The following is a 21,926-nucleotide window of genomic DNA, read 5'->3' as shown; positions in this document are numbered from 1 at the left end:
CCGGCGCCTCACAGCGAAGGACGCCACCCCGCGCGATAGGCTCGCGGGGTGGCGTCCTTCTCTTTCGGCACCGGCAACGCGGCCAAACTGCTCCGGATCCCGCTGTATGCCGTCGGACGCATCGGTACGCTCCTCCTCCCGCGAGGTCGGCGGTGGGTGTTCGGCTGCGGCGCCGGGATCGGTGACGGTGCGCTCGCGTTGCAGCAGCACGCCGCAGCGGCCGGCCATGACACGCTCTGGCTCACTTCCTCCGATCGTGAAGACCGCGAGGCGGCCGCCCACGGCATCCGGTTCGTCCGCAAGAGCGGTCTGCGCGGCTGGTGGGCGACAGCCAGAGCCGGCGTGCTGGTGGTCACTCACGGCCTGGGAGATGTCAACCGCTATGCGAACGGCGGCGCGTTCGTCGTCCAGCTCTGGCACGGCATCCCGCTGAAGCGGATCGGGCTGGACTCACCGGCGACGACCGAGGTGCCGAACGTTCCCGGTGCACCGTTGCTGCGTCGCGCGATCGCGGTGCTCTACCGCGCCGCCGCGCAGCGGATCCGCGTGCTGCCCGCCGCGTCCCATCGCGCGAGGGGCAGGCTGGAGTCCGCATTCGGTCTCGGCGACCATCGGGTCGTCGTGACCGGTGAGCCTCGCGTCGACGTCCTCTCGGCCGGTTCGCGAGAGGAACGACGCAGCGCCGCATCCGAACTTCTCCGTCGGGCTGTCGGCGACATCCCCGGGTCGGCACGCACGGTCCTTTACGCCCCCACGTGGCGGGACGGCGCTCCCGACCCGGCCGTGCCGTCCGCTGCGGAGTGGATTCAGATCATCCGCCTCCTCGAAGCGCAGGATGCCGTTCTCCTCGTGCGCTCGCACCCGTTGGGCGCCGGCGGCTACGCGCCTCCGCTGCCGAGCAGGCGGGTCCGCGCTCTGGGGTCGTCCGTGATCGCCGATGTGACCCCGGTGCTGGCAGCAGTGGACGTGCTCGTCACCGACTACTCCTCCCTCGCGTATGACGTCGGTCTGTTGCCGGTGCCGGTGCTGTTCCTGGCGCCCGATGCGCAGCAGTACGCGCGGACACGCGGCTTCTACGGCGGGTATGAAGAGGTCGCGGGTAACGATGCGGCCGCGGACTGGCCCGGGCTGCTCGTGCAACTCGAGCATCTGCTCGCCGACCGTCGCGTGTACGACGCGGCGTCCGAGCGGTCCGCTACGCTCAGCGCGGGGATGCACGCGTATCGAGACGGATGCAACACCGAGCGCGTCTATGACGTGATCCGCGCACGGGGGATTCCCGCGCCGAAGGGAGCAGTATGACAACGGCCCGCATCGACGACGCGGCACAGGCGCTGGTCGTCGCAGGGACCGGGGAGCGACCGGCGGATGCGGCGCTGGTCGGACCGCGCGCTCGGGTCGAGGCCCGCATCAGTGGCGGTGGCAAGACGTGGAAGGCCACGTTCCCGCTCGAGGCCTCGCGCTGGGGAGGACCGTCGCTCCCGCTGCCGACCGGAACGTACGAACTGCGGATCTCGGGTGCCGACCTGCAGGAGTTGAGGATCGATCCGGTCGTCCTGACCGGCGTGCGCATCGCCGTCGACGGCGGCACCGTGCGCATCGCCGCGCCGATCGAGCCCGTGTATGAGACGGCGGAGGGCAGGTCGACGCTCGAGGAGCGCTACGTCGCTCAGAGCGGCGGCACCGAGAACGCGGTCTTCTTCGAGAGCTTCTACGGCCGCAGCGTCGGCTGCAATCCGCGCGCGATCGACCGCGAGCTCGCGGTTCGTGCTCCGCACGTGCGGCGCTACTGGAGCGTCGTCGACCTCTCGGTCGAGGTTCCGGAGGGCGCGATCGCCGTCGTCGAGGGGAGCCCCCAGTGGTGGCATGCGCGGGGAGCGGCCCGTCTGCTCGTCGTGAACGACTGGTTGCGGCGTCGCTTCGCCCGCAAACCGGGACAGAAGGTTCTGCAGACCTGGCATGGCACCCCGCTGAAGCGGCTCGCGCTGCACCGGCCGGGCTTCGATCCGCGACGCATGGCGGCCGTGGTCAAGGAATCCCGCCGCTGGGACGTCCTCCTGGCCCAGAACACCTATTCGGAGCGCATTCTGCGGAAGGCATACGCGTTCTTCGGGCGACCGATCTGGGTGGACGGCTATCCCCGGAACGACACGCTGATCTCCGGGGACGCCGCCGCGATCCGCCGCTCTCTGGGCATCGGTGCCGAGGAGAGGGTGCTCCTGTATGCCCCGACCTGGCGAGACGACCGCACGGAGATGGTCGACTTCGTCGACCCCGAACTCCTGGCTCGCCAGGCCAACGCCGTGGTGCTCGTGCGCGGTCATTCCCGCACCCTGGAGCAGGGCCGCGACCGTGACGGCGCGCGTGTCATCGACGTGACGGGGTATCCGGAGACCGCACGGCTGCTTCTCGCCGCCGACGCGCTGATCACCGACTACTCCTCGGTGATGTTCGATTTCAGCGTCACGGGCAAGCCGATGTACTTCCTGGTGCCCGACCTCGATCACTACCGCGGACAGCTGCGCGGCTTCTACTTCGACCTCGCCGAACGTGCACCCGGGCCCCTGGTGCGCACGCAACAAGAGCTCACCGCTGCCCTCGATGACGCGGGTCACGAAGCCGCATTCGCCGAGCGGTATGCGGCGTGGCGCCGACAGTTCAACCCCCGTGACGACGGCCACGCTGCTCAGCGTGTCGTCGACCGCATCCTCGATCTCGGCTTCGTCACGCTCTGACGTCGCCGTCGTCGCCGCCGGATCGGGTCAGGGAAGCGGTGTGTTGCGAGTGCCGAGGCGTGAGGCATCGACGGTGTCGCGTGCTCCGCGGAGCACGCCCCCGATGAAGCCGATGCCCCAGGAGACATGCATGGTCGGCAGCACGAGCATTGTCCACAGCCGCTGGCGTACGCCGCCGCCGCCGGGCGTGAGAGCGACGCCCAGCACCAGGAGCAGGTAGAGCGCGAGCGGTACGTAAACGATGAGGGAGACGACCAGCGAGACCGCGCCACTGAGCACTCCGGTGAGCTGAAGAATCCCCGTCACGAGGGCGAGCACGGCCAGCAGCACGAGCGCGGGCGGAGCGAAGTAGCGGATGCCGTTGCGGCGACCGAAGCGACGCACGAGCTCGCCGCGCCAAGCACCGGTCGCGCGGAACTGACGTGCCAGACGTATCCAGCTCTCACGGGGCCAGTAGGTGACGGACAGCTCGGGGTCGAACCAGACGCGGTGGCCCGCCTGACGGATGCGAAGGTTGAGCTCCCAGTCCTCGCCCCGCCGGATCGACTCGTCGAACAGGCCGACCTCGTCCAGCACCTCGCGCCGCATGACGCCGAGATAGGCGGACTCGGCCTCGCCCTCCTGGGAGCTGCCGTGATACGCGCCTCCGCCGAGTCCGACGGGGGAGTTGTACAGGCGGGCGACGGCCTTCTGGAACGGTGTGCGTCCCTCGGCGTGCATGACGCCGCCCACGTTGGCCGAATCGGTGCGTTCCAGAGTCTGAAGCGCCCGGGCGGCGTAGCCGGCCGAGAGCTCGGAGTGTGCGTCGACGCGAACGATCGTCGAATAGCGGCTCGCGCGGATCGCGGCGTTGAGTCCGACGGGGATGTGCGCCGCGGGGTTGTCGACCAGCCGGATGCGCTCGTCGTTCTCCGCCAGACGCTGAGCGAGTTCGGTCGTGCCGTCGTTCGACGGCCCGAGCGCGAGGACGAGCTCGGTGGGGACATCGACGTCCTGAGCGAGTACGGATTCGATCGCGTGCTCGAGATAGGCGCGCTCGTTGAGCACCGGCATCACGAAGGACACCCCGGGCAGGGGAGCGGCTGTTTCGTCGGCTGGCACATGACGATCATGTCACGGTGGCTCCCGGTGATCCTGAGCAGGACGCGGACTATCGCCCTTCCGGCGATGGATCCGTCCCCAGACGCCGGACGATGCCGCCTCGACGAACTATTCTGGAGGGATGGGTGCACTGTCTGATGCGAAGAAGGCGTACCGACTGCTGACGCGGGCGCTCGCATCCCGCACCGCCGTGCAACGCGTGCGTCGACGGCTTTCCGAACGCGAACCGCTCCCGACCGACCACTTCCAGGTGGCGGTGTACTTCGCCGACGGTGCCGTGAACATGTACCAGATGCGTCAGTGGTACCGCCCGCTCGCCGAACTCGCGAAGCGGTGGCCCGTCGTCGTGCTCTCACGACAGGCGACCGGCACCGAGAGGCTGCTCGAGGAGGATTCCCCTCCTGTCGCTTTCGTGCCGAAGGTCCGCGACCTCGAACGGTTCATCGCGACGCAGGACATCCGCGTGGTGCTGTACGTGAACCAGAACACCCGTAACTTCCAGATGTTCCGCTACGGCCGGCGGTGGCACGTGTTCATCAACCACGGCGAGTCCGACAAGATGTACATGACCACGAATCAGTACAAGGCGTACGACTACGCCTTCGTGGCCGGTCAGGCTGCGCGAGATCGGCTGTCGCGCACGCTGTGGGATTACGACGTGGACCGCCGCACCATCGAGATCGGCCGGCCGCAGGCGGATCACTATTCGGGAACGCTCCCGTTCGTGCCGGATGCGCGGACCGTCGTGCTCTACGCGCCCACCTGGGAGGGTGACCGGCCGAGCGCTCATTACGGCTCGATCGCCACGCATGGTGAAGTCCTCGTGACGCGACTGCTGGCGACCGGTGCGCATCGGGTGATCTACCGTCCCCATCCCCGCAGCGGGGTCGTGGACGAGGCCTACGGTGCCGCCCACCGGCGGATCATCGCGGCGATCAACGCCGCGAATGCGGCGGACCCGACCGCGCAGCACGTCTACGACCATGCGCCGGAGCTCGGGTGGCAGCTGACGGTGGCCGACGTCGCGATCGTCGACATCTCCGCGATGGTCTACGACCGTCTCGCCGCGGGGAAGCCGCTGATGATCACGCGTCCGACCGACGAACGTGCCTCCATCGACACGCAGGGCTATCTGGCTGATTGCGAATGGCTGACAGCCGAGGCGGCGAACGACATCGTCGCCGAGGTCGAACGGGTGCGAGCCGACGAGGCTGCCACCGCTCGTCTGCGCATGTGGGTGCAGCACTACTTCGGCGACACGACGCAGGGAGTGGCGACCGAGAAGTTCCACGCGGCGGTCGACCGGCTCATGCAGGAGTGGGAGCGGTGGCAGGCTCACGAGGTGGGGGCGATCCGCGAGGACGAGGACGACGACGACGAGGAAGTCGACGACGAGGAAGTATGAGCATGGACTTCCCGCTGGCGCACACGATCGTCCCTCGTCTGGAGGTTCTGGCGCGAACCGGGTCGACGAACGCCGACCTTCGTGCGCACGCGGAGGACGCCGTCGGCTGGCCGCACCTGTCGACCATCGTGACGCGGGACCAGACCGCAGGGCGGGGTCGTCTCGACCGCAGCTGGGTCGCCCCGGAGGGCGCGGCGCTCGCCGTCTCCGTTCTTCTGCGCACCCTTCCTCTCGACCAGGCGGCACGGGGCTGGGTGCCTCTCGCCGCGGGCGTGGCGATGGCCGAAGCGGTTGGGGCGCAGCTGCCGGAACACGACGTCAGGGTGAAATGGCCGAATGACGTGCTGGTCGACGGCCGCAAGATCTGCGGCATCCTCGCTGAGGCCACGGCGGATGCCGTGGTCGTCGGCGCCGGTGTGAACACGGCGATGACCGCCGCGCAGCTTCCGGTGCCGACCGCAACGTCGTTCGCGGCCCTCGACGTCGACGTCGACGAGGATCGGCTCCTGACCGCCTATCTGACCGCGCTGGATGACCTGCTGTCGGCGCTCGTCTCGACGGGCGATGCGGGCACGAGCGGGCTGCATGCGTCGGCAACCGCCCGGTGCGCGACGATCGGACAGTCGGTCCGGGTGTCGCTGCCGGCCGGTCGGATGCTGGAGGGCGTGGCCACAGCGCTCGATCCGGAGGGGCGCCTGCTGGTGTCCGTCGACGGCGAGCAGCAGGCGATTTCCGCCGGCGATGTCGTTCACGTCCGCCCTGCCGGAAACTGACACGCCGTCGTCCAGACGGCGATGTCGGCGATCACAGGCACAATGGTGGTGTGACCCAGCCTGTGACGCTCGGCGGGCGGCCCCTGATGCCGCCGCCCGGTACGCCTTCGGAGGAGTTGCTGATCGCGCGCTTCCGGAGCCACGCACGTCGGCTGTTCTGGTCGGCGCTCGTGCTCATCGCGACCTTCGGTGCGACCGCATACTTCTACGGCAACCTTCCCGCCGGTCTCGAGGACTGGATGCTGCTCACCGCAGCCGGGCTCCTGGTCGTCCTCGCGGTCGTGATCCCTTTCGTGATCTGGTATTCGCGGAGCACCACGGTCACGACCCGGCGGGTCATCGCGCACCATGGCATCGGCGCTCGTGGGCGCCGCGAGATGTCGCACGCTCGCGGCTACACGATCGCGGTTCGCCGCGGCCCGCTGCAGCGGCTGTGGGGCTCGGGCAACATCACTCTCTCGAACGGCGTCGACGCGCCGCTCCGACTCGCGAACGTCCCGAATGTGACCCTCGTGCACGAGACGCTCGCCGACCAGATCGAGGTCGGCCAGATTCTGGCGCATCGCGATGCGCAGGCCGTCGGGGACGAACCGCACCCGTCGTGAGCTCGCTGCTCGCCGCACGGCGGGCCCTCGTCCGCTGACTCGGAGCGTGTCGATTCCGCCCGTCCCGGTGCGCGAGAATGGGTGCAGACGAATGGAGACGGCACATGGCGCTGCGTGTTGGTGTGATCGGCGGAGGACAGCTGGCCCGAATGATGATCGCACCCGCGGTGGAGCTCGGTCTCGACCTGCGAGTGCTCGCCGAGGGCGAGGGGATGTCCGCCGCTCTCGCGGCCACCGCGGTCGGTGACTATCGCGATCTCGACACGGTGCGCGCTTTCGCCGCGGATGTCGACGTCGTGACGTTCGACCACGAGCATGTCCCGCAGGACGTCCTGCGGGCGCTCGTCGCCGATGGCGTCGTCGTGCATCCGGGGCCCGATGCCCTGCAGTTCGCGCAGGACAAGCTCGTCATGCGGGCCCGTCTGGCCGAACTCGGCGTGCCGCAGCCGGACTGGGCTCCCGTGCGCAGCGTGGCGGCGCTGCAGGACTTCCTCGATGCGCACGGCGGTGCGGGAGTCGTCAAGACACCCCGCGGCGGATACGACGGCAAGGGCGTGCGGGTCGTCCGTGCCGCCTCCGAGGCGCAGGACTGGCTCGATGCGCTGGCCGGAGATGACGCACTTCTCGTCGAAGAGCTCGTTCCGTTCGTGCGCGAACTCGCCCAGCAGGTGGCGCGCCGCCCGAGCGGGCAGATCGTCGCGTACCCCGTGGTCGAGACCGTGCAGCGCGACGGAGTGTGCGCCGAGGTCATCGCCCCGGCGCCCGCCGCCGCGGACCGCCTCGTGGAGGTCGCCGAGGCGATCGGTCGCACGATCGCCGAGGGGCTCGGTGTCACGGGCATGCTCGCCGTGGAGCTGTTCGAGACCGACGACGAACGCATCCTCGTCAACGAGCTCGCCATGCGCCCGCACAACAGCGGGCACTGGAGCCAGGACGGCGCCGTCACCGGACAGTTCGAGCAGCACCTGCGGGCGGTCGCCGATCTGCCGCTGGGAAGTACCGCGCCCCGCTCCGCCTGGTCCGTGATGGTGAACATTCTCGGCGGTCCGGAAGAGGGCACGCTCGAAGAGCGCTTCGGTGCGGCGATGGCCGCGCACCCGCAGGCGAAGATCCACACGTACGGCAAGGCGCCGCGGCCCGGCCGGAAGGTCGGTCATGTGAACGTCGTCGATGACGACCTCGACGATGCCGTGTACGTGGCGCGGGCCACCGCCGCGCACTTCGACTGAACAGAGCCCGCTCTCGGCGCCGTGGGGCGCGAAACATGACCCCGAACAGGCGCGGCGTTCGGGGTTTCTCCCAGCGGCAGACCGTAGCCTGATCTGGTGACCGAGCCACTGCACTCCTCCGCCGTTCCTCTTGTCGGCGTCGTCATGGGATCCGACTCCGATTGGCGCGTGATGAGCGACGCCTCCGCGGCACTCACCGAGTTCGGCATCCCGCACGAGGTCGAAGTCGTCTCGGCGCACCGCACCCCCGACAAGCTCATGTCGTACGCGCGTGACGCGCGCTCGCGAGGTGTCCGCGTCATCATCGCGGGCGCCGGGGGAGCAGCGCATCTTCCGGGGATGCTCGCTTCGATGACCCCGCTTCCCGTCGTGGGCGTCCCGGTGCCGCTCGCCTACCTCGACGGCATGGACTCGCTGCTCTCGATCGTGCAGATGCCTGCCGGGATCCCCGTCGCCACCGTGTCCATCGGCGGCGCCCGCAACGCAGGACTCCTGGCCGCTCGCATCCTCGGGACGGCAGACCCCGACATCGCCGACCGGGTCGAGGCCTTCGCGCGCGAGCTGGAGGCCCTGGTCGAGCAGAAGAACGAACGGCTGAAGGGGTCACTGTGACCCTTGCGCCTCCGCGCGCATCAGGGCGCCCACTGATCGAGACCCGGCCGCTGCGGCACCCGGATGTCTCCGATCCGGGCACGATGGCGAAGCGCGGCTGGTGGCTCGTCGCGATGAATCTCCTGCTGCCGGGCTCGGCGCAGGTGCTCGCCGGCAATCGCCGACTCGGTCGTTTCGGCCTCGGTGCGACTCTCATCGCCTGGTTCCTGGCGATCGTCGCCCTCGGCCTCGCGCTGTTCGCGCGCCCTGTCCTACTGTGGATCACGATCGGCGGCGGATTCTTCTCGGCCGCCGTCCTCACGATCGTCCAGGTGCTCATCGTCGGATACGTCGTGCTCTGGATCGTGTTGACGTTTGACACGCTGCGGCTCGTGCGCCTCGTGAAGGTTCCCGGACTGTCCCGCATGGCCATCCCCGTCGTCGCCCTGGTGCTGTTGGGACTCGTCGGTGGCGGAGCCGCGTATGCGGCGACCGCCGTGGGCTCGGTGCGCAATACGCTCGGTTCGATCTTCGGGCAGAGCGGCCCGAGCGTGGAGCCGAGCGACGGGTACTACAACATCCTGCTGCTCGGCGCCGACAGCGGCGACGGACGTGACTCGATGCGGTTCGACAGCATCTCGGTCGTGTCGGTCAATGCCGACACCGGCGCTGTGACCATCACCGGCATCCCGCGCGAGCTCCCGAACGCCCCGTTCAGCGAGGGCAGCCCGATGCAGGAGCTCTATCCGAACGGCTTCGAAGGGCACAGCTCATCGACGTGCGGCTGGAACGGGTGGATGAACCACGTGCGCAACGCGGCCGAGGTGTGCCGCGAAGACGGGGGAGCAGGGCTCTATCCCGAGGCTGTCGCCCACGGCTCCGACCCGGGGATCGAGGCGACCAAGGACGCAGCGGAGGGGGTACTCGGCATCGAGATCCCGTACTACGTGTTCGTGGACATGCACGGCTTCGCCGAACTCGTCGATGCTCTGGGCGGTGTGGAGATCGATGTCACCGAGCGCCTTCCGAAGGGCGGACCGCCCGAGGGGTGGACGGGCACCGATGTGAACGAATGGGCCATCGGCTGGATCGAGCCGGGTACGCAGCGGATGAACGGCGACACGGCTCAGTGGTACGCCCGATCCCGCTACACGACCAGCGACTGGGATCGCATGAAGCGTCAGCGTGAGCTCCAGGAGGCGATCCTCGCCCAGTTCACACCGCAGACCGTGCTCACGCGGTTCAACGAGGTGGCGGCGGCGGGGACGGCGCTGATCAGCACCGATCTGCCCTCGGACAAGCTGCCGGAGTTCTTCGACCTGATGCTCAAGGCGAAGGAGCAGCAGGTCACGTCGATCGAGCTCACGCCCGACTTCGGCGTGGACGAACATGAGCCGGACTACGGCTCCATCCACGACCTGATCGCGACGTCGCTGCATCCCCCGACGCAGACGCCGAGCCCCGCTCCCTGACGACGTTAGCCCGCGTCGACCGGAGATGGTGGCGGGCAGTCCGCCGGCCACGAGTGCGCGACAAAGCCCACGGCCCTCCCGTCCCAGAAGGGGCGGGCCGTGGGCTTCCGGTGGGTGCCACCGGATGCACCAGACGACGGTGATCGGAGGGGGAGGGATCACCGTCGTCCAGTCGACCACCGCGCGAGGCGGCAGCCGGACCTAGGCGCGCTTGCGGCGAGACGCTCCGACCGCGACGAGGGCGCCACCGGCGACGAGCGCCGCGGCGCCGCCTCCGAGGACCCACGGCGAGACGCTTCCGCCGGTGAGGGCGAGTTCGAATCCGTCGCCCGTGAGCGGCATCTCCGCGCCTGCCGGTGCGACCCCAGGATCGTGGTCGCACGTCGAAGCTGCATCGTGACCGTGCGCGACGGTGATCGTCGCGGTGTACGAGCGCGAGCCGCCGAAGGAGACGGCGTAGGAGCCCTCACCATCGGAGGGCGGGCGGAACGTGAGCGTCAGACTGCCGTCGGTCGCGGCGGTGTTGCCCGAGACGGCGGCATTTCCGGCGTTGAGGCCGGAGACGGAGACATTCACGTTCTCGGACGGCAGGAAGTATCCCGGTCCGAACACGATGGTCGAGACTTCGCAGATGTCGATGACCGGGTCGCCGACCTTGACGCCGGGAGGCGTCGTGTACGAATCGGTGGACGCGGCCGGAACAGTCGACGGCGCAGCGGATGCGACGGCGGGCGCCATGAATACGAGCGCGCCGGCGGTAAGGCTGATGGCAGCCAGTTTTTTCAGCATGATTTCTCCCCAGAATTTCACGCGGAATCGCATCCGGATACACCCCTGCATCCGACTGCGTGGAGTCGTCTTGCCCCCACGGCAAGATTGCAGACTCCAGATATTCCCCAGTGGCTCAACGCTACCCTATCGAGCGCGGAATGTCACGTTGCGCAGTTCAGCGGTTTCCGTGCGGTTTCCGGAGCCTCGATGAGCGGGGTGTGCCGCACTTCCGTGAATCGCTCTCCGGCGCCCGTGCCCTCGAACTCGACCGTGATCGTCGTCGATTCGCCGGGGGCAAGGGAGACCTCGTGCTGCACGACGGAACGATCGCCGAGCATGGCCGTCTGCACGCCTTCCTCCTCGCCGTCGCGGTCGACATGGGCGGGCGTCGCGCCCTCGGGCCCGTACACCGCGATCAGCGTGCGCACCGTGCCGGCGGGGACGCCGTAGAAGCCGTCGGCCGTGACATAAGCGGGCAGCGAGGTCGCGGCGTCCGCCGGGGCCGTATTCGTCCACGTGACGCGCACCTGCGTGGTCGGAGCGCCCTGACACGTGCCGACCGACGTCGTGATGGATGCACGGGTGTAGTAGTCCATCTTCCCGCCGGTGGTGTCATTCATCAGCACGCCCACGTAGGTCGCGTCGTCGCTGTCCGTGGGGATCGTGCCGCCCAGTTCGGAGGCTGCGAGCACGGCCTCCTCCTCCGGGTGTGCGCTCCAGATGCGGATCCGACTCTCGTCGGCCGATGTGGCCAGTGCCCCGATGAGAGCCCGGGGGTCGCCGCCGGACAGCGCGGCGCTGAACAGGCCGCCCGCCGCCTGCGCGAAGATCGCGTCCTGTGCGGCGGGATCGGGGACGGCTGCATAGATCTGGGACAGCAGGATGTCCGTCACGGTGTCCGCTGTGGCCGTGAAGGGTCCGAAAGCGAGGTCTCCGGTCGCCTTCATGAGGTGCTCCGCGACGACGGCGTCCACGGCGATGACGCCGTCGACGGTCCCGCCGAAGCGACCCGTCCACCGGGCCGCGATGATCTCGCCCGCCTCGGCGAAGTCCGGGATGGCGGTGATGTTCTGGAGGTAGCGACCGGGGCGGTCGTCGAACAGGGCGATCGTGGACTCGCTGAGCGGCAGAGCGGTGTCCAGCGGCGGGAAGTCCCGGGTCGACGCCTGTCTCTGCAGCGTGATCGTGCCGTTCTCCGCATGCAACAGAGCGATCGAGCCGATGATCCCGCCGGAGGAGCGCAACTCGGCGTTGTTCTGCATGGCCAGGACATAGTTGCGCGGGCCTTCGCCGCCGAGCATCGTCGGGAGCAGGACAGAGGCACCGTGCAGGGAGCCGACCGCTGTCGCTGCCCCGGTCACCGCGGATCGCAGTTCACGTACGGCGTCGGCGAGGGGTGGCAGGGTCGCGTCCGCATCGATGCGCTTGGCCTGCTGCTCCGCAGCGGTGAGGGCGGTGCTCGCTGTCCCGAGCGGCTTCTGGATCTCGGCGAAAGGGGCGAGGTCGATCGTGCCGCCTTTGACGCCCAGGCCCGCCAGATCGAGTCCGCCGGCCACATCGAGCAACGGCGTGAGCGCGTCGGTCGAGACGTCGTTCGCGATCTCGGCGATCTCGCTCACCGCCCGGAAGTTCGGTCCGAGCCACGGCACAACGCCGAATGCCTGCCAGACGGGGTCCGAGGTGAGGTCGTCGGCGGATGCCGCGTTGCGCGCGATGCTCCCGGAGATCCGCTCCGCCTCTTCGAGGTCGCCCGAGGCGATCGATGCCTTCAGTTGCGTGGCGCCCTTGGCGACCTGCTGAAGATCGTTGACCGCGCCGATCCCGCGGATCGCCACCCAGCCGATCGCGATGAGAAGAATCGACAGCAGAACGCCGACGGTCCACCCGATCCATCGGCGTCGGACGGGAAGACGACCATCGCTCACTCGAGCATTCAAGCACGAACCGCTGGGGCGGCGGTGGGCGAAAACTGTGGGAACGCTGACATTGTCGCGGCGCGGGTGGTGCGCTCCACGGGGGAGCTGCGCGGCGAGGATAGCCTGATCGCATGGGTGCTCGGCTGCGTGTTGTTCTGGATCAGCTCGTGCACGTCGTCGACCCCGACGAGGCTTCCGCCTCTCTCGATCTCACGGTCGGACTGATCGCGACGGCGCCTTCCGGGTGCACGGTGGACGCCATCGTTCCTGCGGGTGCGGAGGTGCCGGTCGCCGGTGTCGGCGAGGTGCGGACCCTCGGGCTCGGGCGTCGCGAGTTGGCCGCCTCCTGGCAGCTCGGGATCGCTCCGGGGGTCGGCGGAGGAATGATCCATTCGCCGACGCTGATGGCCCCGCTCGTGCGGCATGACCGCGTGCACGACAACCACCAGACCACGGTCACGCTGTGGGATCTGCGCGCATGGGACGCACCGGAGCAGCTGTCCAAGAGCCTCGTCGCCTGGCAGCGCGGCATGCTCCGGCGGGCAGTGAGGCATGCCGATGCCGTGGTCGTGCCCTCGCATGCCGTCGCCGAGCGGCTGTCGGAACTCGCACGTCTCGGCGATCGCGTCCGCGTGGTGGCGGGTGCTCCGCCCCGTGGATTCGCGGCGCCTGTCGACGCCGCCGAAAGGCGAGCCGCGTTGTCGTTGCCCGCACGCTATGTGGTGCTGGCGGGGTCGGTGGCCGATCTGCACGACGGTTTCCGCGGCGCTGTCGCAGCGGGGATCGATGCCGTCGTGCTGGGCGCTCCCGATGGTGCGGAACCCCGTTACGCGGAGCTCGCCTCGGCCGCGGGGCTCCCCGAGCGGCGCGCGCATATCCGAGGTGCGCTGGATACCGCGGACCGTGCGGCCGTGCTGGCCGGGGCATCGGTGTTCGGCGCGACGAGCAGTTCTGCCGGGTGGCCATGGCGCGCGGTCGAGGCGATGGCCCTCGGGATCCCTGTCGTCGCAGTAGACAGCGGCTCGCACCGGGATGTCATCGCCGATGGCGGGAAGCTGGTCGCCGCCGACGAGATCGCGGACGCCATGGCGGAGGCGACGGATGCCGCGGCGGACCGGCTGCGCGTCCTGGCCGCGGATCGGTCCAGGGCCTTCTCGTGGGCGAGTTCGGCGGAGCGGCTCTGGGCTTTGCACGCCGACCTCTGAGGGCTGGGAGCCACCTGCACATCGGTGCGACACGCCGGGGTGCTGTGGCCAAAGAGGCGCAACAGTGGCATCATCCTGCAACTTCCGTCACACTGGTCACATGTCTCGACGTGCCCCACGCTCGCGAAACACCCTGAGGACTGCCCCACTCCTCACCTGTTTCCTCGCTGTCTCCGCCCTCGTTCTCGGAACGGTCGTTCCCGCCGCCGCTGCTCAGGCGACGGTCGCGTCACCCGTGGCGACAGTCGCGAACGCCTCCGCCGCCCCCGTCGATGCGGGGATCGCGAAGAGCAGCCTCACCGGTTTCACACCGGGAAACCTCATCAGCGACGCCGTGTTCACGAACAAGAGCACGATGACCGAGGCGCAGATCCAGACCTTCTTCAACGGCAAGGTCGCGCGCTGCCTGGGTGGCCGTGACGAGAACAACGAGGCGATCGTCTGCCTGAAGGACTTCCGGATGACCACGGTCACCCGCCCGGCAGACCAGTACTGCAGCGGATACACGGGCGCCGCGAACGAATCGGCCGCGCGCATCATCTACCGCGTCTCGCAGGCCTGCAACATCAACCCGCAGGTACTGATCGTGATGCTCCAGAAGGAGCAGGGGCTGATCACCCACACGTGGCCGAGCGCCTGGCGCTATCGGATCGCTCTCGGGCAGGGATGCCCGGACACCGCGCCGTGCGACCCGAACTTCATCGGCTTCTTCCACCAGATCTACGGCGCCGCCCGCCAGATGCAGATCTACATGGAAGGCAAGTGGTTCCAGTGGTATGCGCCGGGCAAGACCTGGAACATCCTCTACAACCCCAAGGCATCCTGCGGCTCCGCGCCGGTGTACGTCGCGAACAAGGCGACGTCGGCTCTCTACTACTACACGCCGTACCAGCCCAACGCGGCTGCCCTGCGCGCCGGCTACGGCGAGGGTGACGGATGCTCGGCCTACGGCAACCGGAACTTCTACAACTACTTCACCGACTGGTTCGGTCCGACGCGGACGCTGACCTTCACTGCGGGCAAGCCGCTCGTCAACGGCTACGTGATCCCCGGTCAGACCCTCACGGCGACGGGCGTCTTCACGCCCGCTGCCACCACGACGCTCTACCAGTGGTTCCGCAACGGGACAGCGATCCCCGGTGCCACCGGGCGGTCGTACAACCTGACCGTCGCCGACAGCGGCACGAAGCTCGAGGTCAAGCTGACGGCGAAGCGTGCCGGCTACGTCGATGCGACGGCACAGTCCGCCGCCTACACGGCGACGACGGTGAAGGTCGACCGGATCTCCGGGAACAGTCGAGAGCAGACCGCGGTCGAAGCCTCCCGCGCCGCATGGCCCACCGGGACCAGAACGGTCTTCCTCGCGACGAGCCTCGACTTCCCCGACGCCCTCTCGGCGGTGGCGGCGGCGAGCAAGGCGCAGGCATCGCTCCTGCTCACGACCCCGGGAGCCATCCCGGCGAACGTCGCGGCGGAGCTCAAGAGGCTCGCACCCACCCGGGTGGTCCTCGTCGGCGGGGTGGGCGTGATCTCGGACGCCGTGGCGGCGCAGACGAAGGCCGCGGTACCGGCTGCCAAGATCGAGCGGATCAGCGGCGCAGACCGTTACTCGACCTCGCGTGCCATCGTCGAGAGCTCCGGCGCGAGCGCCAACGTTCTCCTGGCGACCGGTGCGGACTTCCCGGATGCTCTCAGCGCGGCGGCCGCCGGTGGTGCAGGGCGCATTCCGGTGCTGCTCGTGGACGGACTCGCCAACAGCGCTGATGCCGCGACGATCGCGACGCTCCGCAAGATCGGCGCCGCGAACATCACGGTCGTGGGAGGCGCCGGAGTGGTCAAGGATTCGGTGGTCGCCCAGCTGCAGGGCCAGGGCTTCAAGATGAACCGGCTCTCCGGCACCGATCGATACCTGACGAACATCGCCGTGAACAACGCGTACTTCCCCTCGACGGCACTGCGTGTGCTCGTCGCCACGGGTGACGACTTCCCGGACGCCCTCACCGGATCGGCTCTCGCCGGCAGGCTCGGGGTCCCGCTCGTGCTCTCGCAGAGCACCTGCATGTTCCCCCAGGCGGCGGAGTTCCTGCGCACCAGGGGAGCGACGACCGTCACCCTGGTCGGCGGGACGGGGGTGCTCTCCGCGGAGGGCATCGGCCAGCTTCGTCGATGCTGAGATCGTCTGCGCGTGGGCAGCGCAGATCCTCAGAATGCCCCGGCTAGTATGAAGGCTGCTCCTTTCCCGGATGGAACACCTGTGACGATCAAACCCGATCCTTACGCCATCATCCCGCGAGCCGACTTCGACATCCCCGGCAAAAGCCATGGGCTCATCGACGTGGTGCGGTGGCGCTATCTGCTGAACCTTCTCGTCCGCACGGGCGTCACGACGCGGTACCGCAACTCGGTGCTCGGATGGACCTGGTCCTACGTGCGACCCGCGGCCCAGTTCCTCGTGTTCTGGGTGGTCCTCGGCATCTTCATGAAGCTCGACCACGGGATCCCGAACTACGCGGTCTACCTGTTCTCGGGGATCGTGGTGATCAACCTGTTCTCTGAGGGATTCAAGAACGCGACCACGTCGATCGTCGGCAACGCCCCGCTGGTGCGCAAGGTGTTCCTTCCGCGCCAGCTGTTCGCGGTCTCGGCCGTGATCGTCGCGTTCGTGCACTTCCTCCCGCAGGTCGGGCTGCTGCTGGTGGTCTGCCTCCTGATGGGATGGATCGCGCACATCTCGGTGCTGAGCATCCTCGCCGTGCTCGCGGGAATGATCATCGTCATGGTGTTCAGCCTCGGTCTCGGCCTCTTCTTCGGCGCCGTCAACGTGCGCTTCCGCGACGCCGAGAACATCGTGGAGCTGATGCTGCTGCTCGCCACGTGGGCATCACCCGTGCTGTACGCGTGGATCATGGTGCAGGAGGCGGTCGTAGACCGGCTGCACTGGCCGTCGTGGCTCGTGGACCTGTACCTCCTCAATCCGATCACCCAGGGCGTGGAACTCTTCCATTACGCCTTCTGGCGTCCGGCGACCGAGGGCATGGTCTCGGCCGCCGGATACGCGGGTACGGAACTCGTCGCGCTTCCGCCGAACCTGGGCTGGAACACGCTGTGGACGTTCCTCATCGCCGTCGCCACCTTGCTGCTCGGGCAGTTCGTCTTCCGCCGCCTCGAGGGAAAGTTCGCACAGGACCTATGAGTGAACAGACGGCGATCAGGCCGAGCATCATCATCGACGACGTGCGCAAGCGGTTCACGCTCAACCACGCGTTCTCCCTCAAGGACACCGTCGTCGCCTGGATCAAGCGGCAGAAGCTCACCAGCCAGTTCGAAGCGCTGAAAGGCGTGGACCTCGTCATCGGCGAGGGGGAGTCCGTCGCCATCCTCGGGCTCAACGGATCGGGCAAGTCCACGCTTCTCAAGTTGGTCTCCGGCGTCATGGAGCCCGATGACGGACAGGTGCTGACCCGCGGTCGGGTCGCCGGTCTCATCGAAGTCGGCGCCGGCTTCCACCCCGAACTCTCCGGACGCGAGAACGTCTTCCTCAACGCGGCGATCCTCGGGATGAAACGCCACGAGATCGAGGCCCGCTACGACGAGATCGTGGCGTTCAGCGAGATCGAGCAGTTCATCGACCAGGAGGTCAAGCACTACTCCTCCGGGATGTTCATGCGGCTGGCCTTCTCTGTCGCGATCCACGTCGAGCTCGACGTGCTCCTCGTCGACGAGATCCTCTCCGTCGGCGATGCGCCGTTCCGGGAGAAGTGCCGACTCAAGTTCGAAGAGCTCATCGCCGCGGGCAAGACCCTCGTCGTCGTCAGCCACGACATGGAGATGGTCCGTGAGCTGTGCACCCGCGGCATCGTGATCAACAAGGGCGAGGTCATCTACGACGGTGAGGTCGAGGGCGCCATCGCTCTGGTGGACGCGTGAGCGACTGGATCGGTCAGATCCCAGCGCTGCTCGTCGCGGCCGCCCTTCTGATCGTCCCTGGGCTGCCCATCGGGCTCTGCCTTCGCGGCGTGCGGGGAATCGTGCGCCTCGGTGTGGCGATCGCCGTCTCCCTCGGCGTTCTCGCTGCCGCGTCTCTCCTCGCTCCCCTGCTGGGGATGCGCTGGGGACTGATCCCCGTGGCAGTGGTCACCGTCGTCATCTGGGTCGTCGCCGCGGCGCTCCGGTTCTTCGACCGGCGCGCGGTCGACACCGCACCCCGTGCGGGGAGGGGCGCATGGATCGCGCTCGCCGCGGCCGTTGTCGCCTGGATCGGCATCGTCGCCTTGGGCATCGGGGCTCCCGGCAACCCCTCCCAGCTCTATGACGGCCTGTTCCACCTGAACGCCGTCGAGTTCATCGCTGAGACCGGCGACGCCTCCCCGCTGCACATGACGATGGTGGTGCCCGGCGCCGCGACGTCGTTCTATCCCACCCTCTGGCACGCGCTGGTCAGTCTCGTCGTGCCGGCCGCGGGCAGCATCGTCGCGGCGACCAACGTGACCACCGTCGCGGTGGTCGCGCTGGTGTGGCCCGTCGCCCTCGCCTGCCTGACCGCCGTGGCGTTCCCGTCCCGCCCGGCTGCCACCACGTGGGCGCCGCTCGTGGGTCTGGGCTTCAGCGTCTTCCCCCTCGGCTTCCTCAACTGGGGCGTCCTCTATCCCAACCTGCTCGGCACCGCGCTGATCCCGATCTTCCTCGCGGTCGTCCTGATCGCCTTCGCGCCGGCGCTCTCGTGGGCGGGGAGGACGCTGCGTATCCTCATCGCCCTCGCGGCTGCGGGTGCGGTCGCCCTCGCGCATCCCTCCGCACTTCTCGGCGCGGTGGTGCTGCTCGTGCCCTACCTCGTCTGGTTGGCGTGGCGCACAGCTCGCGCGGGCGGAACCACGACACGGGTCGTCGTCGCACTCTCGGTGGTTCTGGGGGCGGTCGCACTCGCCGTGGTCTGGATCGTGGCCAATGTGACGACGCACGAGTGGCTTCCCACCTCCTCTCTGGGGCAGGCTCTCGGCGAGGTCGCATTCCTCAGCCCGGTCGGCAGGTCGACGGGGCTCCTGCTCGGGCCGCTGGCGGCGATCGGTATCTGGCGCGTGGTGAAGGACCGGACGTGGTGGATCCTCGGCTCCTACGCCGTGAGCATCTTCTTCTTCCTGATGGCGACCTGGTTCCCGGTCGAATCGATCCGCAGTGTCTTCGTCGGCGTCTGGTACGACGACACGACCCGCGTCGGAGCGCTCATCGCGGTGTGGGGACTGCCCCTCGCCGCGCTCGGCGCGTCTGTCGTCGTCGAATGGATCCGCGGCTGGTGGCGCGCAGGACGCAGGGGCCTCGTGGTCGCTGTCGTCGCGATCGTCGCCGTCGCAGGGGCGACCCATCTCGTGGGACTTCGCAACGACGTGGGCTACATGCGCAGCGTGAGCTTCCAGTTCAGCGAGGTGTCGCAGGGGCTCTCACCCGACGAGGTGGCTCTGTTCGACGAGATCGACGACGAGTTGCCCGACGACGCCGTCGTGATCGGCGACCCGCTGACCGGAGCCGGCCTGTTGTTCGCATTCACCGGGCACGACGTGGTCTTCCCGCACGTGACCGGGCGCTACGGCGATGACGCGTCGACCCTGGCCAGGTACCTGGTGGAGGGCGGGCCCGCCGTGTGCGACGCGATCGACAGACTCGGCGTGACGCACGCCCTCGACTTCGGCGACCGCGTGCTGTTCGAGAACCACTACACGACCTTCGACGGCCTGCACGGCCTCGACGATTCCTCGATCCTCACCGAGGTGGACCGCGTCGGCGACGCCGTCCTCTACGAGGTCACGGGTTGTGAGTAGGGTGCTTCTCGTTCTCTGAGGCCTCGAGCAGGGCGATCTTGCGGGCCAGGAGGGTGAGCTGCCGCTGCTGGGCGACGTTGCGGCGGTACTGCGAGTACACGAACGCGAGGAACATCACGATCAGCGCGTAGAGCACGAGGTCGGTGCCGCGACCGACGCCGACGAGCTGCGCGAGCCAGCTCAGCCATTGCGGGAAGAGCACCGAGAGCACTGCGGCGATCACGAACAGGCCCATGAGCAGTCGACGGATCGCGAGGTGACTGTCTGCGCCCGTCCGGCGCATCATGAACACCGCGAGCACCACGATGGCGGAGATCAGGAGGATCTGGATCCACATGGCTACCTCACCACCAAGTCGACGAGGATGTTGACGGAGTTGAGCACGCTCTGGCCCTTCGCCTTCGAATAGTCCGTGTACAGGAGCTCCACCGGATACTCCTTCCAGGAGAGATGGGTTCGGCCGAGCTCCAGCACGATCTCGGTGGCATGCGCCATCCGGTCCTGTCGGAGATCGATCGCCGCTGCGGCGTCGCGTCGGATGACGCGGAGCCCGTTGTGGGCGTCGGTGAGCTTGAGGCTCGTGGTGAGATTGGTGACCCACACGGCCGTCTTGAGGATCACCTTCTTGATCCAACCGGGGTTCGTGCGGTCGTCGAGGAATCGGGATCCGAAGACGATGGCGACGTCTTCGTCGCGGGCGAGCTGCAGCATGCCGATAGCATCCTCGATGCGATGCTGGCCGTCGGCGTCGAAGGTCACGATGTACTCGCACTCCGGGTGCGCCAGCGCGAAGTCGAATCCGGTCTGCAGCGCCGCACCCTGGCCCAGGTTCACGGGATGCTGCACGAGCATGGCGCCCGCCTTCTCCGCCTCACGCGCGGATCCGTCTCGCGAGCCGTCGTCGACGCAGACGATGTGCGCGAAGAACGGTTTCAGGCTCTCCACCACGCCGCCGATCACGCTCGCCTCGTTGTAGAGGGGGATGACGACCCAGGCGCTGCGGTCGGGGGAGGGAGGCGCGGGGACGCTCGAGGACATGGTTCTATTGTGTCAGGTGTCCGAACGGACCTTCATCAACCGAGCTACAGGGGCAGGATGCCGAGGAGAAGACGGGTCGTCGTCGCGACGCGGCTGTACACGCCGGAAGTCACAGCCGCCAGCTTCCGGATGGACGCACTCGTCCGGGCTCTCGCACCCGACTCCGACGTCGTGGTGCTCACGACTCGGCCACCCCACGGGATGACGACCACCGATGCTCCGGGCGTCACCGTTCGGCGAGCCCGGGTCCTTCGCGATCGGACCGGAGCCATCCGCGGTTACGTGCAGTACCTCTCCTTCGACATCCCGTTGTTCTTCCGTCTGCTGCGGCATCGCGCCGACGTGATCGTCGCGGAGGCACCGCCCACGACCGGACTCGTCGCCGCGGTCGCCGCCCTGCTCACCGGACGCGTCCTGGTGTACTACCCGGGCGATGTCTGGACCGACGCGGTCGCGTCCATGGAGGCGCCTCGACCGGTGATCGCGGTCATGCGCGCCGTCGAGAGCTTCGTCCTGCGGCGCGCCGCATCCGCCATCGCCGTGTCGCCGGAGGTCGCCGAACGACTGGGAGACATCGGCGGCCGTCCCGAGCGCGTGATCAGCGTCGGCAACGGGATCGACACCGATGTCTTCTCGCCCGACGTGCCGGCCCCGTCGGCAGACGTCCCGTACTTCGTCTACACGGGAACCATGTCGGAGTGGCAGCAGCCTGAGGTGTTCATCCGTGCCCTGGCGGAGCTCTCCGAGGTCGACGTCCACATCCGGTTCTTCGGGCAGGGGTCGGTGGAACCGGAACTCAAGGTGCTCGCGGAGCGGATCGCACCGGGCCGCGTGCATTTCGGGGGACTCGTCGGACCCGCGGAGTCCGCCTCGTGGCTCAGAGGCGCAGTGGCGGCGCTCGTGAGCATCGTCCCCGGCATCGGCTACGACTTCGCGCGACCGACCAAGACGTATGCGGCCGCGGCGGTCGGCACGCCCGTGCTGTTCGCCGGCGCGGAGACCGGCGGAGAGGTCGTGCGCGCGGGAGGGCTCGGCGAAGCGGTCGGCTTCGACGCCCATGATGTCGCCGCTGCGATGCGGCGACTGCTCGCCGAGTGGGCGGACGGAACCACCGAGCACGCGCGGCCCGCACGCGTCGCCTGGGCCGTCGACAACGCGTCGTTGCGTACGGTGGGCGCCCGGGCTGCGGACGTCGTTCGCGGCGCGCGTCGAGGTTCGCGGCGCAGCGCCAAGTAGAATCTCGTCAGTGCTGCCAGTTCCCGGCGGCGTGCT

General features: G+C 68.5%; 19 protein-coding genes. 14 read left to right on the top strand and 5 right to left on the bottom strand.

The annotated features are described in order from the left end of the window. The first annotated feature begins 48 nt into the window (after positions 1–48). Positions 49–1,302, top strand: a complete 1,254-nt coding sequence (locus tag BQ2383_RS11840) for a CDP-glycerol glycerophosphotransferase family protein (RefSeq protein WP_091034059.1) — start codon at positions 49–51, stop codon at positions 1,300–1,302. Next, positions 1,299–2,735 carry a CDP-glycerol glycerophosphotransferase family protein gene (locus BQ2383_RS11835; RefSeq protein ID WP_091034057.1) on the top strand — a complete coding sequence of 479 codons (1,437 nt, stop codon included), beginning with the start codon at positions 1,299–1,301 and terminating at the stop codon, positions 2,733–2,735. Before BQ2383_RS11840 ends, BQ2383_RS11835 begins: the two co-directional genes overlap by 4 nt. A 27-nt stretch (positions 2,736–2,762) precedes the next feature. Here the strand turns inward: BQ2383_RS11835 and BQ2383_RS11830 are convergent, their stop codons facing one another. Next, on the bottom strand, positions 2,763–3,836 hold the full coding sequence (locus BQ2383_RS11830) for a glycosyltransferase family 2 protein (RefSeq protein ID WP_279627354.1): 1,074 nt from the start codon (positions 3,834–3,836) through the stop codon (positions 2,763–2,765). Positions 3,837–3,957: 121 nt separating this feature from the next. On the opposite strand from BQ2383_RS11830, the gene BQ2383_RS11825 reads away from it, so the two are divergent. The 6 genes from BQ2383_RS11825 to BQ2383_RS11800 all read left to right on the top strand — a co-directional run bounded on the left by BQ2383_RS11825 (position 3,958) and on the right by BQ2383_RS11800 (position 9,911). Then, positions 3,958–5,241 (top strand): CDP-glycerol glycerophosphotransferase family protein, encoded by a 1,284-nt coding sequence (locus BQ2383_RS11825; protein ID WP_091034052.1) that lies wholly within the window; start codon positions 3,958–3,960, stop codon positions 5,239–5,241. Continuing rightward, on the top strand, positions 5,238–6,014 hold the full coding sequence (locus BQ2383_RS11820; RefSeq protein ID WP_244176002.1) for a biotin--[acetyl-CoA-carboxylase] ligase: 777 nt from the start codon (positions 5,238–5,240) through the stop codon (positions 6,012–6,014). The genes BQ2383_RS11825 and BQ2383_RS11820 overlap by 4 nt, the downstream gene beginning before the upstream one ends. An 86-nt stretch (positions 6,015–6,100) precedes the next feature. After that, on the top strand, positions 6,101–6,619 hold the full coding sequence (locus BQ2383_RS11815) for a PH domain-containing protein (RefSeq protein WP_091034537.1): 519 nt from the start codon (positions 6,101–6,103) through the stop codon (positions 6,617–6,619). Between the two features lie 104 nt (positions 6,620–6,723). Then, positions 6,724–7,848, top strand: coding sequence for a 5-(carboxyamino)imidazole ribonucleotide synthase (locus BQ2383_RS11810; protein WP_091034047.1), 1,125 nt, complete (start codon positions 6,724–6,726; stop codon positions 7,846–7,848). A gap of 144 nt (positions 7,849–7,992) precedes the next feature. After that, entirely contained in the window at positions 7,993–8,460 is a 468-nt protein-coding gene (purE, locus tag BQ2383_RS11805) for a 5-(carboxyamino)imidazole ribonucleotide mutase (RefSeq protein WP_091034535.1), read from the top strand. Then, the gene (locus BQ2383_RS11800; RefSeq protein ID WP_091034044.1) at positions 8,457–9,911 is read left to right on the top strand and encodes an LCP family protein; all 1,455 of its coding nucleotides are present in this window, start codon (positions 8,457–8,459) and stop codon (positions 9,909–9,911) included. The genes purE and BQ2383_RS11800 overlap by 4 nt, the downstream gene beginning before the upstream one ends. A gap of 201 nt (positions 9,912–10,112) precedes the next feature. Here BQ2383_RS11800 and BQ2383_RS11795 read toward each other — a convergent pair whose 3' ends face one another. Together BQ2383_RS11795 and BQ2383_RS11790 are read right to left on the bottom strand one after the other, a co-directional pair. Further along, positions 10,113–10,700 carry a hypothetical protein gene (locus tag BQ2383_RS11795; RefSeq protein WP_091034530.1) on the bottom strand — a complete coding sequence of 196 codons (588 nt, stop codon included), beginning with the start codon at positions 10,698–10,700 and terminating at the stop codon, positions 10,113–10,115. Between the two features lie 143 nt (positions 10,701–10,843). Beyond that, complete coding sequence (locus BQ2383_RS11790) at positions 10,844–12,607, bottom strand: DUF4012 domain-containing protein (RefSeq protein WP_091034042.1); 1,764 nt, start codon at positions 12,605–12,607, stop codon at positions 10,844–10,846. A gap of 122 nt (positions 12,608–12,729) precedes the next feature. Here BQ2383_RS11790 and BQ2383_RS11785 point away from each other — a divergent pair, with 122 nt between their 5' ends. The 5 genes from BQ2383_RS11785 (at position 12,730) to BQ2383_RS11765 (ending at position 19,616) form a co-directional block, all read left to right on the top strand. Continuing rightward, the gene (locus BQ2383_RS11785) at positions 12,730–13,803 is read left to right on the top strand and encodes a glycosyltransferase (RefSeq protein WP_091034039.1); all 1,074 of its coding nucleotides are present in this window, start codon (positions 12,730–12,732) and stop codon (positions 13,801–13,803) included. Positions 13,804–13,903: 100 nt separating this feature from the next. Beyond that, positions 13,904–15,976 carry a cell wall-binding repeat-containing protein gene (locus BQ2383_RS11780; RefSeq protein WP_091034037.1) on the top strand — a complete coding sequence of 691 codons (2,073 nt, stop codon included), beginning with the start codon at positions 13,904–13,906 and terminating at the stop codon, positions 15,974–15,976. A gap of 81 nt (positions 15,977–16,057) precedes the next feature. Continuing rightward, entirely contained in the window at positions 16,058–16,996 is a 939-nt protein-coding gene (locus BQ2383_RS11775; RefSeq protein ID WP_244176001.1) for an ABC transporter permease, read from the top strand. Next, the gene (locus BQ2383_RS11770; RefSeq protein WP_091034031.1) at positions 16,993–17,730 is read left to right on the top strand and encodes an ABC transporter ATP-binding protein; all 738 of its coding nucleotides are present in this window, start codon (positions 16,993–16,995) and stop codon (positions 17,728–17,730) included. The genes BQ2383_RS11775 and BQ2383_RS11770 overlap by 4 nt, the downstream gene beginning before the upstream one ends. Then, the gene (locus BQ2383_RS11765) at positions 17,727–19,616 is read left to right on the top strand and encodes a DUF6541 family protein (RefSeq protein ID WP_091034028.1); all 1,890 of its coding nucleotides are present in this window, start codon (positions 17,727–17,729) and stop codon (positions 19,614–19,616) included. The genes BQ2383_RS11770 and BQ2383_RS11765 overlap by 4 nt, the downstream gene beginning before the upstream one ends. Here the strand turns inward: BQ2383_RS11765 and BQ2383_RS11760 are convergent. Continuing rightward, positions 19,600–19,953: a DUF2304 domain-containing protein gene (locus tag BQ2383_RS11760; protein WP_029262010.1), complete on the bottom strand. Its 354-nt coding sequence runs from the start codon at positions 19,951–19,953 to the stop codon at positions 19,600–19,602. The genes BQ2383_RS11765 and BQ2383_RS11760 overlap by 17 nt on opposite strands. 2 nt (positions 19,954–19,955) lie before the next feature. Beyond that, positions 19,956–20,654 carry a glycosyltransferase family 2 protein gene (locus BQ2383_RS11755; RefSeq protein WP_091034025.1) on the bottom strand — a complete coding sequence of 233 codons (699 nt, stop codon included), beginning with the start codon at positions 20,652–20,654 and terminating at the stop codon, positions 19,956–19,958. A 57-nt stretch (positions 20,655–20,711) separates the two neighbouring features. Here BQ2383_RS11755 and BQ2383_RS11750 point away from each other — a divergent pair, with 57 nt between their 5' ends. Then, positions 20,712–21,890, top strand: coding sequence for a glycosyltransferase family 4 protein (locus BQ2383_RS11750; protein WP_091034023.1), 1,179 nt, complete (start codon positions 20,712–20,714; stop codon positions 21,888–21,890). Positions 21,891–21,926 lie beyond the last annotated feature (36 nt).

It is taken from the genome of Microbacterium oxydans (assembly GCF_900095745.1).
GTDB lineage: Bacteria > Actinomycetota > Actinomycetes > Actinomycetales > Microbacteriaceae > Microbacterium > Microbacterium oxydans_B.
The sequence above is the reverse complement of the archived record's forward strand: the minus strand, read 5'-3'. Positions and strand labels throughout refer to the sequence as shown.

Coding starts and splice junctions, on each gene's coding strand:
- BQ2383_RS11835 (WP_091034057.1), top strand. CDS start 1,299: ATGACAACGGCCCGCATCGACGACGCGGCACAGGCGCTGGTCGTCGCA.
- BQ2383_RS11750 (WP_091034023.1), top strand. CDS start 20,712: ATGCCGAGGAGAAGACGGGTCGTCGTCGCGACGCGGCTGTACACGCCG.
- purE (WP_091034535.1), top strand. CDS start 7,993: ATGGGATCCGACTCCGATTGGCGCGTGATGAGCGACGCCTCCGCGGCA.
- BQ2383_RS11760 (WP_029262010.1), bottom strand. CDS start 19,953: ATGTGGATCCAGATCCTCCTGATCTCCGCCATCGTGGTGCTCGCGGTG.
- BQ2383_RS11755 (WP_091034025.1), bottom strand. CDS start 20,654: ATGTCCTCGAGCGTCCCCGCGCCTCCCTCCCCCGACCGCAGCGCCTGG.
- BQ2383_RS11825 (WP_091034052.1), top strand. CDS start 3,958: ATGGGTGCACTGTCTGATGCGAAGAAGGCGTACCGACTGCTGACGCGG.
- BQ2383_RS11810 (WP_091034047.1), top strand. CDS start 6,724: ATGGCGCTGCGTGTTGGTGTGATCGGCGGAGGACAGCTGGCCCGAATG.
- BQ2383_RS11820 (WP_244176002.1), top strand. CDS start 5,238: ATGAGCATGGACTTCCCGCTGGCGCACACGATCGTCCCTCGTCTGGAG.
- BQ2383_RS11795 (WP_091034530.1), bottom strand. CDS start 10,700: ATGCTGAAAAAACTGGCTGCCATCAGCCTTACCGCCGGCGCGCTCGTA.
- BQ2383_RS11815 (WP_091034537.1), top strand. CDS start 6,101: ATGCCGCCGCCCGGTACGCCTTCGGAGGAGTTGCTGATCGCGCGCTTC.
- BQ2383_RS11780 (WP_091034037.1), top strand. CDS start 13,904: ATGTCTCGACGTGCCCCACGCTCGCGAAACACCCTGAGGACTGCCCCA.
- BQ2383_RS11785 (WP_091034039.1), top strand. CDS start 12,730: ATGGGTGCTCGGCTGCGTGTTGTTCTGGATCAGCTCGTGCACGTCGTC.
- BQ2383_RS11770 (WP_091034031.1), top strand. CDS start 16,993: ATGAGTGAACAGACGGCGATCAGGCCGAGCATCATCATCGACGACGTG.